The organism is Streptomyces sp. NBC_01171, from assembly GCF_045039805.1.
Lineage (GTDB): Bacteria > Actinomycetota > Actinomycetes > Streptomycetales > Streptomycetaceae > Streptomyces.
Map to the genome: position 1 here is coordinate 4,897,725 of NZ_CP108609.1, position 14,108 is coordinate 4,911,832.

The following is a 14,108-nucleotide window of genomic DNA, read 5'->3' on the forward strand; positions in this document are numbered from 1 at the left end:
CACATAGGGTGAAAAGAAAAACGGGAGGTTCGGCGTGTTCGTTGAACGGGCGCCGCTTGTCGACTTAGTGTCCTGTTCAGAAGACTCCAGGGAACAGACACACTGGTAACCCTAAACTTCAGCGTTAGGGTTCGGGTCGGCGTTCGGACCGTCCCAATTCGGCATCCGTCGTCCCGGTCGGGGAACCGCCCGGCGCGACAACGTAATTCGAGGCGAGAGGCCTTCGACGTGGCAGCACCGCAGAACTACCTCGCAGTCATCAAGGTCATCGGTGTCGGCGGCGGTGGTGTCAATGCCATCAACCGGATGATCGAGGTCGGCCTCAAGGGCGTCGAGTTCATCGCCATCAACACCGACGCGCAGGCATTGTTGATGAGCGACGCCGACGTCAAGCTGGACGTCGGCCGTGAACTCACCCGCGGACTCGGCGCCGGCGCCAACCCGGCCGTCGGCCGCAAGGCCGCCGAGGACCACCGCGAGGAGATCGAGGAGGTCCTCAAGGGGGCCGACATGGTCTTCGTGACCGCCGGCGAGGGCGGCGGCACCGGCACCGGCGGCGCGCCCGTCGTGGCCAACATCGCCCGCTCGCTGGGCGCCCTCACCATCGGCGTGGTCACCCGCCCCTTCACCTTCGAGGGCCGGCGCCGCGCCAACCAGGCCGAGGACGGCATCGCGGAGCTGCGCGAAGAGGTCGACACCCTCATCGTGATCCCCAACGACCGGCTGCTGTCCATCTCGGACCGCCAGGTCTCGGTCCTGGACGCGTTCAAGTCCGCGGACCAGGTCCTGCTGTCCGGTGTCCAGGGCATCACCGACCTGATCACCACCCCCGGTCTGATCAACCTCGACTTCGCCGACGTCAAGTCGGTCATGTCCGAGGCCGGTTCGGCCCTCATGGGCATCGGCTCGGCCCGTGGCGACGACCGCGCGGTGGCCGCCGCCGAGATGGCGATCTCCTCGCCGCTGCTGGAAGCGTCCATCGACGGCGCCCGCGGCGTCCTGCTCTCCATCTCCGGCGGCTCCGACCTCGGTCTGTTCGAGATCAACGAGGCGGCCCAGCTCGTCAGCGAGGCCGCCCACCCCGAGGCCAACATCATCTTCGGCGCGGTCATCGACGACGCCCTCGGCGACGAGGTGCGGGTCACCGTGATCGCGGCCGGGTTCGACGGTGGCCAGCCCCCGGCCCGCCGGGACAACGTCCTCGGCTCGTCCTCGGCGTCCTCCTCCTCCAACTCCTCGGCCCCGCGCCGCGAGGAGCCCGCTCCGCCGCGCCAGCAGCAGGCGGAGAGCCGTCCGACCTTCGGCTCGCTCGGCAGCGTGACCCCGAAGGAGGAGCCGGAGCCGACCCCCGAGCCGGCGGTCGAGATCCCGGTGGCCCCGCCGGTGCCGCAGTCCCGTACCTACGCGGACAGCGCGGCCGAGGAGCTGGACGTGCCGGACTTCCTGAAGTGATAGGACAGCGCGGACACGTGAGCGGCGCGCACTTCGCCTTCACCGACAGGTGGGGCGGGGTGAGCGCCGCTCCGTATGCGGAGCTCAATCTTGGCGGCGCGGTCGGCGACGACCCCGGTGCCGTGCGGACCAACCGCGAACTGACCGCCAAGGCGCTGGGCGTGGACCCGGCGCGGGTGGTCTGGATGAACCAGGTGCACGGCGCCGAGGTCGCGGTCGTGGACGAGCCCTGGGGCGAGCGTCCGGTGCCGGAGGTCGACGCGATCGTCACCGCCCGGCGCGGCCTCGCCCTCGCCGTGCTCACCGCCGACTGCGTACCGGTGCTGCTCGCCGACCCCGTCGCGGGTGTCGTCGCGGCGGCGCACGCGGGACGGCCCGGCATGCTGGCCGGGGTCGTCCCGGCCGCCGTACGCGCCATGACCGAACTCGGCGCCGACCCCGGCCGGATCGTCGCCCGCACCGGACCCGCCGTGTGCGGCCGGTGCTACGAGGTCCCGGAGGCCATGCGCGCCGAGGTGGCCGCCGCCGAACCGGCGGCGCACGCCGAGACGAGCTGGGGCACTCCCGCCGTCGACGTGAGCGCCGGAGTGCACGCGCAGCTCGACCGGCTCGGGGTGCGCGACCGGGAGCAATCCCCGGCGTGCACAAGGGAGTCGGACGATCACTTCTCGTACCGCCGCGACCGCTCCACCGGGCGGCTCGCCGGCTATGTGTGGCTGGACTGATGGGGTATGACGGACCGTAGGACCGAACTCGCCGGGAATCTGGCGAAGGTTGAGGAACGCATCGCCGCCGCGTGCGCGGCCGCGGGGCGGGCACGCGAAGAGGTGACGCTGATCGTGGTCACCAAGACCTACCCGGCCGACGACGTACGCATCCTCTCGGAACTGGGGGTGCGTCAGGTCGCGGAGAACCGGGACCAGGACGCGGCACCGAAGCACGCCGAATGCGCGGATCTACCCCTGGAATGGCACTTCGTGGGCCAGTTGCAGACCAACAAGGTCCGTTCCGTGGTCGGTTATGCCGATGTCGTGCAGTCCGTCGATCGGGACCGGCTCGTCACCGCACTCTCCAAGGAGGCCGTGCGGGCCGGGCGCGAGATCGGCTGCCTCATCCAGGTGGCCCTGGACGCGGGGGCGAGCGGCCGGGGCGAGCGGGGCGGGATCGCACCGGCCGGCATCGGGGAGTTGGCGGACCTGATCGCCGGCTCGCCCGGACTGCGGCTGGACGGCCTGATGACGGTCGCGCCGCTCACCGGGGAGTACGCGGGACGCGAACGCGCGGCGTTCGAACGGCTCGTGGATTTGTCGACCGACCTGCGCCGGGCCCATCCTGCTGCAACCATGGTGTCCGCAGGGATGAGCGCGGACCTCGAGGAGGCCGTGGCGGCCGGGGCGACACATGTGCGCGTCGGCAGCGCGGTACTCGGAGTCCGTGCCAGGCTCGGGTAACGTCGCCAAGAAGTCGGACCACAGCAGAAAATATGGTCAATGTCCGCCGAAAGCGGGCGCAACGACCGAGTGGATCGCGGGAACTTGGCAGTCGTCACCCGATCCACCACAGAGCGGAGGACTCAGAGCATGGCCGGCGCGATGCGCAAGATGGCGGTCTACCTCGGCCTCGTGGAGGACGATGGGTACGACGGCCGGGGTTTCGACCCCGACGACGACTTCGAGCCCGAACTGGACCCGGAGCCCGAACGGGACCACCGACGACACGAGCCGACACACCAGCCGCACAGTGCACATGTGTCCCAAAGGGATGAATCGGTGCGAGTGGTGCAGCCTCCGGCGCAACGCGAACCGGTGTCCCATTCCCCGGCGCTGACCGCGGAATCGGGACGCCCGGCGCGTATCGCGCCCGTGGCGTCCATCACACAAGAACGTCAGTCCCTGGAGAAGAACGCGCCGGTGATCATGCCCAAGGTCGTGTCGGAACGAGAGCCGTACCGCATCACCACGCTGCACCCGCGGACCTACAACGAGGCCCGTACTATCGGGGAACACTTCCGCGAGGGCACCCCGGTGATCATGAATCTGACCGAGATGGACGACACCGACGCGAAGCGACTTGTCGACTTTGCGGCGGGTTTGGTGTTTGGACTTCACGGCAGTATCGAACGGGTGACGCAGAAGGTCTTCCTGTTGTCTCCTGCTAACGTCGATGTCACGGCGGAGGACAAGGCCCGCATCGCAGAGGGCGGGTTCTTCAACCAGAGCTGAAGACGCACCACCGGAAGACGCACGGAACAGGGGAGAGGGAACCAGCAGCCATGAGCGTGTTCGCGCAGGTGATCTACATCGCGCTGATGGTGTTTCTCGTCGTCCTGATCTTCCGGCTGGTCATGGACTACGTCTTCCAGTTCGCCCGCTCGTGGCAACCCGGCAAGGCGATGGTGGTCGTACTGGAGGCCACCTACACTGTCACCGATCCACCGTTGAAGCTTCTGCGGCGGTTCATCCCGCCGTTGCGGCTCGGGGGCGTGGCACTCGACCTGTCCTTCTTCGTCCTGATGATCATCGTCTACATCCTCATCACCGTGGCGGGGAGCTTCGTGCGATGAGGGTGGACGATACGGTCTTGCCGACTGCCGATGACTACGTTGAGGTGAAGAGATGCCGTTGACCCCCGAGGACGTGCGGAACAAGCAGTTCACGACCGTCCGCCTCCGAGAAGGCTATGACGAGGACGAGGTCGATGCCTTCCTCGACGAGGTCGAAGCCGAACTGACCCGTCTGCTCCGCGAGAACGAGGATCTGCGCGCCAAGCTGGCCGCCGCCACGCGGGCCGCCGCGCAGAACCAGCAGAACATGCGCAAGCCCCCGGAGCAGGGGCAGGACCAGCAACAGCAGCAGGGCATGCGCGGTCCCGGCGCCCCGGTTCCCGCCGGGATATCGGGTCCGCCGCAGCAGCAGATGGGTGGCCCCATGGGTGGCCCGCCCCAGTTGCCGAGCGGTGCCCCGCAGCTTCCCGCCGGTCCCGGCGGACAGGGCGGCCCGCAGGGTCCCGGCCCGATGGGCCAGGGTCAGATGGGTCAGGGTCAGATGGGCCAGGGTCAGATGGGCCCCGGTCCGATGGGCCAGGGTCAGGGACAGATGGGCCAGGGCCAGATGGGCCAGGGTCAGATGGGCCAGGGTCCGATGGGCCAGGGCCCCGGTCCCATGGGTCAGGGTCCCGGTCCGATGGGCCAGGGTCCGATGGGCGGCCAGCCGCCGATGCCGCAGCAGATGGGCGGCCCCATGGGCGGTCCGATGGGCGGCCCCGGCCTGCCCAGTCAGGGTGGCCCCGGCGGCGACAGCGCCGCGCGTGTCCTCTCGCTGGCCCAGCAGACCGCCGACCAGGCGATCGCCGAGGCCCGCTCCGAGGCCAACAAGATCGTCGGTGAGGCCCGCAGCCGCGCCGAGGGTCTGGAGCGCGACGCCCGTGCCAAGGCCGACGCCCTGGAGCGGGACGCGCAGGAGAAGCACCGCGTGGCCATGGGCTCCCTGGAGTCCGCGCGCGCCACGCTGGAGCGCAAGGTCGAGGACCTGCGCGGCTTCGAGCGCGAGTACCGGACGCGTCTGAAGTCGTACCTGGAGTCTCAGCTCCGTCAGCTCGAGACGCAGGCCGACGACTCGCTCGCTCCGCCGCGCACTCCGGCCGCCGCGTCCCTCCCGCCGTCCCCGGCGCCCTCGATGGCTCCGGCCGGCGCGAGCGCCCCGTCCTACGGCGGCGGCAACCAGGGCATGGGTGGCCCCCAGTCGCCCGCCGGCCCGTCCTACGGCGGCCAGCAGCAGATGACGCCGGCCATGACCCAGCCGATGGCTCCGGTCCGGCCGCAGGGCCCGTCCCCGATGGGCCAGGCTCCCTCGCCGATGCGTGGGTTCCTGATCGACGAGGACGACAACTGACGGCCGCGCACGGCCTTTAGTACGCCATAGGCGTCGGCAGCGTTCAGGGCGGCCCCCGGACTCCGGTCCGGGGGCCGCCCTGTTTTACGCGTGTTGAAGGGGGTTGCTGATCAGTCGACAGCGGGAGCAGCTACCTCCGGGGCGCGGAGTTGTACCGGATATGCCGGCTCCGCCGCGTGAGCGCGACCAGCCACGACGCACCAGCAGCCGGAACGCACGACGGCGGCCACCCCCACAGGGCAGCCGCCGTCGATCAGGCAGGCGCGTTACATCTTGCGCAGACGGAACGTCAGGGACAGCCCCTCGTCCGTGAACGCGTCGCCATAGGTCTCATCCGCCTCGCCCTGGGCGAAGTCCGTGGAGAGAACCTCCTCCGCGATGAGCCCCGAGTGCTCGGCCAGCGCCGTCACGACCGCAGGGTCGCTCGCCGACCACCGCAGAGCGATCCGGTCCGCCACGTCGAGGCCACTGTTCTTGCGCGCCTCCTGGATCAGCCGGATGGCATCCCGCGCGAGCCCCGCCTGCCGCAGCTCCTCGGTGATCTCCAGGTCCAGCGCCACCGTCGCACCGGAGTCGGACGCCACCGACCAGCCCTCACGCGGAGTCTCCGTGATGATCACCTCGTCCGGGGCGAGCGTCACCGTCTCCCCGTCGACCTCCACCGAGGCCGTGCCCTCGCGCAGCGCGAGCGACAGCGCGGCGGCGTCCGCGGCGGCGACCGCCTTGGCCACGTCCTGCACCCGCTTGCCGAACCGCTTGCCCAGCGCGCGGAAGTTGGCCTTGGCGGTGGTGTCCACCAGCGAGCCGCCGACCTCGGACAGCGAGGCGAGGGACTCGACGTTCAGCTCCTCGGTGATCTGCGCGCGCAGCTCCGGGCCGAGGGTGTCGAAGCCGGCCGCGCCGACCAGCGCACGGGACAGCGGCTGACGCGTCTTCACGCCCGACTCGGCACGCGTGGCGCGGCCCAGTTCCACCAGCCGCCGGACCAGGACCATCCGCTTGGACAGCTCCGGGTCGATCGCCGACAGGTCGGCCTCCGGCCAGGCGGAGAGGTGGACGGACTCCGGGGCGTCCGGGGTGACCGGCACGATCAGGTCCTGCCAGACCCGCTCGGCGATGAACGGGGTGATCGGCGCCATGAGCTGGGTGACCGTCTCGACCACCTCGTGCAGCGTGCGCAGCGCGGCCTTGTCGCCCTGCCAGAACCGGCGGCGCGAGCGGCGCACGTACCAGTTCGACAGGTCGTCCACGAACGCGGAGAGCAGCTTGCCGGCGCGCTGGGTGTCGTACGCCTCCAGCGCCTTGGTCACCTGGTCGGTGAGGGCGTGGAGTTCGGACAGCAGCCAGCGGTCCAGCAGCGGGCGGTCGGCCGGCGCCGGGTCCGCCTCGCTCGGCGCCCAGCCGGAGGTGCGGGCGTACAGCGCCTGGAAGGCGACCGTGTTCCAGTACGTGAGGAGCGTCTTGCGGACGACCTCCTGGATGGTGCCGTGGCCGACCCGGCGGGCCGCCCAGGGGGAGCCGCCGGCCGCCATGAACCAGCGCACCGCGTCGGCGCCGTGCTGGTCCATGAGCGGGATGGGCTCCAGGGTGTTGCCCAGGTGCTTGGACATCTTGCGGCCGTCCTCGGCGAGGATGTGGCCGAGGCACACGACGTTCTCGTAGGAGGACTGGTCGAACACCAGGGTGCCGACGGCCATCAGCGTGTAGAACCAGCCGCGGGTCTGGTCGATGGCCTCGGAGATGAACTGCGCCGGGTACCGGCTCTCGAACAGCTCCTTGTTCTTGTGCGGGTAGCCCCACTGCGCGAACGGCATCGAACCCGAGTCGTACCAGGCGTCGATGACCTCGGGCACGCGCGTGGCGGTGTCGCCGCACTCCGGGCAGGGGAAGGTCACCGCGTCGATGTACGGGCGGTGCGGGTCCAGGCCGGACTGGTCGGTGCCGGTCAGCTCGCTCAGCTCGGCGCGGGAGCCGACGACCGTGAGGTGGTCGTTGTCGCAGGTCCAGACCGGCAGCGGGGTGCCCCAGTAGCGGTTGCGGGAGAGCGCCCAGTCGATGTTGTTGCTCAGCCAGTCGCCGAAGCGGCCGTGCTTGACCGTCTCCGGGAACCAGTTGGTGCCCTCGTTCTCCGCGAGCATCCGGTCCTTGACGGCGGTGGTGCGGATGTACCAGGACGGCTGGGCGTAGTACAGCAGCGCGGTGTGGCAGCGCCAGCAGTGCGGGTAGCTGTGCTCGTAGGGCAGGTGGCGGAAGAGCAGGCCGCGCTCGCGCAGGTCCTCGGTGAGCTGCTCGTCGGCCTTCTTGAAGAAGACGCCGCCGACCAGCGGGAGGTCCTCCTCGAAGGTGCCGTCGGGGCGGACCGGGTTGACCACGGGCAGGCCGTAGGCGCGGCAGACCTTGAGGTCGTCCTCACCGAAGGCGGGGGACTGGTGGACCAGACCGGTGCCGTCCTCGGTGGTGACGTACTCCGCGTTCACCACGTAGTGCGCGGGCTCGGGGAACTCCACCAGCTCGAAGGGGCGCTGATAGGTCCAGCGCTCCATGTCGGCGCCGGTGAAGGTCTGGCCGGTGGTCTCCCAGCCCTCGCCGAGGGCCTTCTCCACCAGCGGCTCGGCGACGACGACCTTCTCAGCGCCGTCCGTGGCGACGACGTACGTGACGTCGGGGTGGGCGGCGACGGCCGTGTTGGACACCAGGGTCCACGGGGTCGTCGTCCACACCAGCAGGGACGCCTCCCCGGCCAGCGGGCCGGAGGTGAGCGGGAAGCGGACGTAGACGGAGGGGTCGACGACCGTCTCGTAGCCCTGGGCCAGCTCGTGGTCGGACAGGCCGGTGCCGCAGCGGGGGCACCAGGGGGCGACGCGGTGGTCCTGGACCAGCAGGCCCTTGTCGAAGATCTGCTTCAGCGACCACCAGACCGAGTCGATGTACTCGGGGTCCATCGTGCGGTACGGGTCCTCGAGGTCCGTCCAGTACCCCATGCGGGTCGTCAGCTCGGCGAAGGCGTCCGTGTGCCGGGTCACCGACTCACGGCACTTGGCGTTGAACTCGGCGATGCCGTACGCCTCGATGTCCTTCTTGCCGGAGAAGCCCAGCTCCTTCTCCACGGCCAGCTCGACCGGCAGACCGTGGCAGTCCCAGCCCGCCTTGCGGCCGACGTGGTAGCCGCGCATGGTGCGGAAGCGGGGGAAGACGTCCTTGAAGACGCGGGCCTCGATGTGGTGGGCGCCCGGCATGCCGTTCGCGGTCGGCGGGCCCTCGTAGAACACCCACTCGGGGCGGCCCTCGGACTGCTCCAGGGTCTTGGCGAAGATCTTCTGGTCGCGCCAGAAGTCGAGCACGGCGTGCTCAAGCGCGGGCAGGTCGACCTGGGCGGGCACCTGGCGGTACGTCGGCGCTGTCATCTGCGAGCATCCTCCAACGGAACTTGCTGCCTTCCGTCGGAGGGACGAGAGCGTTCTTCCTGTTCACGCCGTGTGCGGCGCGCTCCCGCGGTACCACCCTCCTTGGCCCGCCACCGGGGTCCTTCCGGCGGTGAGCCCCCTCATTGGGGTCGCGAAGCCGGTTCTACTCGCCCTGACCGGGCTTTCCTCCGGCGGCTCCGGGGTGATCTTCACATCGCGCTCGCCACCGGGCTTCCACCGACCCCGGCTCGCTCTGGGCTGCGTTACGACGCTACTCGTCCCCATCCACGCTTCTCGCTCCGCTCAGTGTACGGCGCCGGGCGGACAGCGGCCGACCGCTTTTCCCACCCGGTGGTGTGACACGAATGGCGGCGGGGGCCGGTGTGACGGGTTACGGGCCTGGGAGCTGGGCACAACGGATGCAGGTCTGCTGCGTGGGGGGTGCGGGGCGGGCGAATCGGGCGGCGTGCCCCGTTGCCGCGGGACTCAAGTCGATTTATCGTCCCAGCACGATTCGCCTGCAATCTCACATATGTGAAGGGGTCCCGGCCATGGTGGCGAAGAAGACCTCCGGCGGTTCGGCAGGAAGGGGGAGCGGGCGGCCGAAAAAGGCGGACGAGGCTGCCGACAAGGGCGCTGCCGAGAAGAAGAAAGCCGCAGGTGAGAAGGGCGCGCCCGATGCGAAGAAGAGGACCACGGCCAAGAGGGCGTCCGCCGGGCGGGCGGCCGGTGAGAAGACGGGCGGCGAGACGGTGACTCCAGGGAAGACGGCAGCCAGGGCCACCGCCGCCGAGGCGGCGACCCCGCAGGGCACGACGGCCGGGAGAACGGCGGCCGAGAAGACCGCGGCGAAGAAGCCGGCCACCAAGAAGACCGCCACCAGGACCGCTGCCACGAAGACGCCCGCCAAGAAGCTCGCCGCCAAGAAGACGGCCGGCAAGAAGGCGGTGGCCAAGAAGACCGCCACCAAGAAGACCGCGGCCCGGAAGGCACCCGCGAAGAAGGCGGTCGCCGAGAAGGCGGCCGGGAAGAGCACGGCCGAGAAGACGGGAGCCACGAGGGTGGTTGCGAAGAAGACTCCTGGCACGGCCACGGCGGAAGGGGGCGCCCTGTCGGGCGCGCGCCTGGCCGCCGCGGAACCCGGTGACCTGGCCGTACGTCCCGGTGAGGACCCCTGGACGCCGGAGGAGGTCGCCGAGGCGCGCGCCGAGCTGGCCGCCGAGGCGGACCGGCTGAGCACCGAGATCTCCTCCTCGGAGGCGACCCTGGTCGGCATGATGCGCGACTCGGCGGACGGTGCCGGTGACGACGAGGCCGACACCGGCAGCAAGAACATCACCCGCGAGCACGAGCTGGCCCTCGCCGCCAACGCGCGCGAAATGCTCAGCCAGACCGAGCGTGCCCTGGAACGGCTGGACGCGGGCACCTACGGCCTGTGCGAGAACTGCGGCAACCCCATCGGCAAGGCCCGCATGCAGGCGTTCCCGCGGGCCACCCTGTGCGTGGAGTGCAAGCAGAAGCAGGAACGCCGCTCCTGACCTCCGGGTCCGCTCTCCGCCGCCGCCGGAGGTGTGCCGTACTCTCTCCTCAGTCAGGCACCTAGGTTGAGGGACTCACGTGGCAGAGGCGGAGCGCATCATCGGTACGCCGGACACTCCGGAGGACAGTGGAGAGCGGGCGTCGGCCCCCGCGCCCCGGACCGGCCGCGGCCGCCGGATCGCCGTGCTCTTCGCGGTGGCCGCCTTCGCCTACGCCCTCGACCTCGGCAGCAAGCTGCTGGTGGTGGCGAAGCTGGAGCACCACGCCCCGATCCAGTTGGTCGGCGACCTCCTGGAGCTGCACGCCATCCGCAACCCCGGCGCCGCCTTCGGCTTCGGCGCGGCCTTCACGATCATCTTCACGGTGATCGCGGCCGCCGTGATCGTGGTGATCGTCCGGCTGTCCCGCAAGCTCTACAGCTTCCCGTGGGCCGTCGCGCTCGGCCTGCTGCTCGGCGGCGCCCTCGGCAACCTCACCGACCGGATCTTCCGCGCCCCCGGCGTCTTCCAGGGCGAGGTCGTCGACTTCATCGCGCCCCGCGGCTTCGCCGTGTTCAACCTGGCGGACTCCGCGATCGTGTGCGGCGGCATCCTGATCGTGCTGCTGTCCTTCCGCGGCCTGGACCCGGACGGCACCGTCCACAAGGACTGACGGGCCCCCGTACCGGTTTTCCACAGGCTCGGTCGGTGCCTTCCGGACCGTCCGTCATACTCGACGGGTGAGCACGTTTCCCGAGATCCGAACCCTGCCCGTGCCTGACGGCCTGGAGGGCGAGCGCGTCGACGCCGCCATCTCCCGGATGTTCGGCTTCTCCCGCACGAAGGCGGCCGAGCTGGCCGCGGCCGGCAAGGTCCAGGTCGACGGCGCCGTGGTCGGCAAGTCCGAGCGCGTGCACGGCGGCGCCTGGCTGGAGGTGGAGATGCCCCAGGCACCCGCCCCGGTGCAGATCGTCGCCGAGCCGGTCGAGGGCATGGAGATCGTGTACGACGACGACGACGTGGTCGTCATCGTCAAGCCCGTCGGCGTGGCCGCGCACCCCTCGCCGGGCTGGACCGGCACGACCGTCATCGGCGGTCTGGCCGCCGCCGGGTACCGGATCTCGACCTCCGGCGCCGCCGAGCGCCAGGGCATCGTGCACCGGCTGGACGTGGGCACCTCCGGGCTGATGGTGGTCGCCAAGTCCGAGCGGGCGTACACCTCGCTCAAGCGCCAGTTCAAGGAGCGCACGGTCGACAAGCGCTACCACACCCTGGTCCAGGGCCACCCGGACCCGACGAGCGGCACGATCGACGCCCCCATCGGCCGTCACCCCCAGCACGACTACAAGTGGGCCGTCACCGCCGAGGGCAAGCCCTCGGTCACGCACTACGACCTCATCGAGGCGTTCCGCTCCGCCTCCCTGCTCGACGTGAAGCTGGAGACGGGCCGCACCCACCAGATCCGCGTCCACATGGCCGCCCACCGCCACCCCTGCGTCGGCGACCTCACCTACGGCGCCGACCCCACGCTCGCCAAGCGGCTGGGGCTGGAGCGGCAGTGGCTGCACGCGGTCCGGCTCGGCTTCGAGCACCCGGCGGACGGCCAGTGGGTCGAGTTCGAGAGCGACTACCCCGAGGACCTCAGCCGCGCCCTCGACCGGGTCCGCGAGGAGACGTACGCGTGAGCACGCCGTACACCGTGCGGGTCGCCGAGGACCCCGCCGACCGCGAGGCGTGCTTCGCGGTCCGCAAGGAGGTCTTCGTCGGCGAGCAGGGCGTGCCGCAGGACATCGAGTACGACGCCTATGACGCCACCGCCCTGCACGTGCTGGCCATCGGTGCGGACGGCATACCGCTCGGCACCGGCCGGCTGCTGCACGGCGAGGCGGCCGCGGGCAAGACCGGCGCAGACGCCTCGGTGGGCTCGCTGGGCCGGCTCGCGGTGACCCGGCGGGCGCGCGGCCTCGGCGTCGGCGTGGCCCTGGTGCGGGCCATCGAGGACGCGGCCCGCGGCCTCGGCCTCGCCGCCGTCGACCTGCACGCCCAGACCCAGGCCCTCGGTTTCTACGAGCGCCTCGGCTACACCGCGTACGGCCCCGAGTTCCAGGACGCCGGGATCGCGCACCGGGCGATGCGCCGCCCGCTCGGGGACGCGTAGGACTGCCGTACGAGGGCGGGCCGTTGACCGGGCTTTTCCGGCCGGCATGGCAGGCTGGGGGCTTGCGGTGATCGTTTACCCTCCGGAGCGCACTACGTGGATCAGCTGGCCCTGTTGTTCGTGATCCTGCTCGCCGCCCTGGTGAGCGTGCCCGTGGGCGAATACTTCAATCTGCCCGCGCCGGTGCTGATGACGGTGTTCGGCGGGGTGCTCGCCGTGCTGCCCTTCGTGCCCAACGTCGACATCCCGCCCGACCTGATCCTGCCCGCCCTGCTGCCGCCGCTGCTCTACGCGGCCGTACGGCGCACCTCCTGGCGGCAGTTCACGGCGAACATCCGGCCGATCTTCCTGCTGGCCGTCGCCCTGGTCTTCGTGACCACGATCTGCGTGGCCGCCGTCGCGCACGCCATAGTGCCGGGCCTGCCGGTCGCCGCCGCCGTCGCACTGGGCGCGCTGATCGCCCCGCCCGACCCGGTCGCCGCGACCGCCGTCGCCGGGCAACTGGGCCTGCCGCGCCGTCTGGTGTCCATTCTGGAGGGCGAGGGGCTGTTCAACGACGTCACCGCGATCGTGCTCTACCACGTGGCCATCGCCGCCGCGATCAGCGGTGAGTTCTCGCCCTGGGAGGCCGGGCTCGACCTGGTGCTCTCCGCGGTCGTCGCCGTCGTCATCGGCCTCGCGCTCGGCTGGGGCGCCAACAAGCTGATGTCCCTGCTGGGCGACGCCACCCTCCAGATCGGCCTCTCCCTGCTGGTGCCGTACGCCTCCTACGTGCTCGCCGAGGAGCTGCACGGCTCGGGCGTGCTCGCGGTGCTCACCACCGCCCTGTTCCTCTCCGAGTACGCCACCGACGCCGACGACGTGATGACCCGGCTGGCCGGGCACACCTTCTGGGACATCATCGACACCCTCGTCACCGGCGTCGCCTTCGGGCTGATCGGCCTCGAACTGCACAACGCCATCCGCACCGCCTCCGGCCGCTGGGGCGAGCTGCTGGGCTGGGCGGCGGCGGTCGCGGCCGTGGTCATCCTGGTCCGCCTCCTCTGGCTGCTGCCGGCGACCTGGCTGACCAAACGGCTGCACGCCCGGCGGGACATCGACGAGGAGATCCCGGTCGGCTGGCGCGAGACCGTGGTGATGTGGTGGTCCGGGATGCGCGGGGTGGCCTCCGTGGCGCTGGCCCTCGCCGTCCCGCTCACCACCGAGGACGGCCGGCCCTTCCCGGACCGGGACATCATCATCTTCATCGCCTTCGGGGTGATCATCGCCACCCTGGTGCTCCAGGGGCTCACCCTGCCCTCGCTGGTGCGCAAGCTCGGGGTGCGGGCCGACTCCGAGCGGGAGAAGGACTTCGAGAAGGAACTCGCCGTCCGTGCGACCAAGGCCGCCCGGCGCAAGCTCCGGGAGATCGAGCAGGTCGAGGACCTCCCCGAGGAACTGTCCGAGCAGATGCTCCGGCGCGCCTTCGACATCGGCATCCGCATCAGCCCCGACATGGGCGAGGAGGAGCGCCGGGAGGCCCACCAGAAGCGGGCCCGGCGCCTGAAGCGGGTGCGGCAGATCCAGTCGGAGATGATGAGCGCCGCCCGCCACGAGGTGCTCGCGGCGCGCAGCGAGCCGGGGGCGGACCCGGAGATCGTGGACCGGGTGCTGCGCCATCTCGACGTACGCAGCCTGCGCTGAGCCG

At 70.8% G+C, this 14,108-nt stretch carries 12 protein-coding genes; 11 read left to right on the top strand and 1 reads right to left on the bottom strand.

Going from position 1 to position 14,108, the window contains the following annotated elements; genetic code table 11:
• Positions 1–228: 228 nt before the first annotated feature.
• The 6 genes from ftsZ to OG448_RS22585 all read left to right on the top strand — a co-directional run bounded on the left by ftsZ (position 229) and on the right by OG448_RS22585 (position 5,342).
• Positions 229–1,452, top strand: a complete 1,224-nt coding sequence (gene ftsZ / locus OG448_RS22560) for a cell division protein FtsZ (protein ID WP_405556361.1) — start codon at positions 229–231, stop codon at positions 1,450–1,452.
• Positions 1,449–2,177 (top strand): peptidoglycan editing factor PgeF, encoded by a 729-nt coding sequence (gene pgeF, locus OG448_RS22565; protein ID WP_405556362.1) that lies wholly within the window; start codon positions 1,449–1,451, stop codon positions 2,175–2,177. The genes ftsZ and pgeF overlap by 4 nt, the downstream gene beginning before the upstream one ends.
• 6 nt (positions 2,178–2,183) lie before the next feature.
• Positions 2,184–2,903 (top strand): YggS family pyridoxal phosphate-dependent enzyme, encoded by a 720-nt coding sequence (locus OG448_RS22570; RefSeq protein WP_356428270.1) that lies wholly within the window; start codon positions 2,184–2,186, stop codon positions 2,901–2,903.
• Positions 2,904–3,032: 129 nt separating this feature from the next.
• Positions 3,033–3,674 carry a cell division protein SepF gene (gene sepF / locus OG448_RS22575; protein ID WP_030810120.1) on the top strand — a complete coding sequence of 214 codons (642 nt, stop codon included), beginning with the start codon at positions 3,033–3,035 and terminating at the stop codon, positions 3,672–3,674.
• Positions 3,675–3,724: 50 nt separating this feature from the next.
• Positions 3,725–4,015, top strand: a complete 291-nt coding sequence (locus OG448_RS22580; protein ID WP_030810117.1) for a YggT family protein — start codon at positions 3,725–3,727, stop codon at positions 4,013–4,015.
• 52 nt (positions 4,016–4,067) lie between these two features.
• Entirely contained in the window at positions 4,068–5,342 is a 1,275-nt protein-coding gene (locus OG448_RS22585; RefSeq protein WP_405556365.1) for a DivIVA domain-containing protein, read from the top strand.
• 266 nt (positions 5,343–5,608) lie between these two features.
• Here OG448_RS22585 and ileS read toward each other — a convergent pair whose 3' ends face one another.
• Positions 5,609–8,746, bottom strand: coding sequence for an isoleucine--tRNA ligase (ileS, locus tag OG448_RS22590; protein ID WP_405556367.1), 3,138 nt, complete (start codon positions 8,744–8,746; stop codon positions 5,609–5,611).
• A 551-nt stretch (positions 8,747–9,297) separates the two neighbouring features.
• On the opposite strand from ileS, the gene OG448_RS22595 reads away from it, so the two are divergent.
• The 5 genes from OG448_RS22595 to OG448_RS22615 all read left to right on the top strand — a co-directional run bounded on the left by OG448_RS22595 (position 9,298) and on the right by OG448_RS22615 (position 14,104).
• Positions 9,298–10,284: a TraR/DksA family transcriptional regulator gene (locus OG448_RS22595; RefSeq protein ID WP_405556369.1), complete on the top strand. Its 987-nt coding sequence runs from the start codon at positions 9,298–9,300 to the stop codon at positions 10,282–10,284.
• A 79-nt stretch (positions 10,285–10,363) separates the two neighbouring features.
• Entirely contained in the window at positions 10,364–10,936 is a 573-nt protein-coding gene (gene lspA, locus OG448_RS22600) for a signal peptidase II (protein ID WP_030810106.1), read from the top strand.
• A 67-nt stretch (positions 10,937–11,003) separates the two neighbouring features.
• A complete protein-coding gene (locus OG448_RS22605) occupies positions 11,004–11,948 on the top strand; it encodes an RluA family pseudouridine synthase (RefSeq protein WP_405556371.1) in 945 nt (314 codons plus the stop codon).
• Positions 11,945–12,421 (top strand): GNAT family N-acetyltransferase, encoded by a 477-nt coding sequence (locus OG448_RS22610; RefSeq protein ID WP_405556373.1) that lies wholly within the window; start codon positions 11,945–11,947, stop codon positions 12,419–12,421. The genes OG448_RS22605 and OG448_RS22610 overlap by 4 nt, the downstream gene beginning before the upstream one ends.
• Before the next feature lie 96 nt (positions 12,422–12,517).
• Positions 12,518–14,104 carry a Na+/H+ antiporter gene (locus tag OG448_RS22615; RefSeq protein ID WP_405556375.1) on the top strand — a complete coding sequence of 529 codons (1,587 nt, stop codon included), beginning with the start codon at positions 12,518–12,520 and terminating at the stop codon, positions 14,102–14,104.
• Positions 14,105–14,108 lie beyond the last annotated feature (4 nt).

Coding starts and splice junctions, on each gene's coding strand:
- ileS (WP_405556367.1), bottom strand. CDS start 8,746: ATGACAGCGCCGACGTACCGCCAGGTGCCCGCCCAGGTCGACCTGCCC.
- OG448_RS22570 (WP_356428270.1), top strand. CDS start 2,184: ATGACGGACCGTAGGACCGAACTCGCCGGGAATCTGGCGAAGGTTGAG.
- sepF (WP_030810120.1), top strand. CDS start 3,033: ATGGCCGGCGCGATGCGCAAGATGGCGGTCTACCTCGGCCTCGTGGAG.
- OG448_RS22580 (WP_030810117.1), top strand. CDS start 3,725: ATGAGCGTGTTCGCGCAGGTGATCTACATCGCGCTGATGGTGTTTCTC.
- OG448_RS22585 (WP_405556365.1), top strand. CDS start 4,068: ATGCCGTTGACCCCCGAGGACGTGCGGAACAAGCAGTTCACGACCGTC.
- OG448_RS22595 (WP_405556369.1), top strand. CDS start 9,298: ATGGTGGCGAAGAAGACCTCCGGCGGTTCGGCAGGAAGGGGGAGCGGG.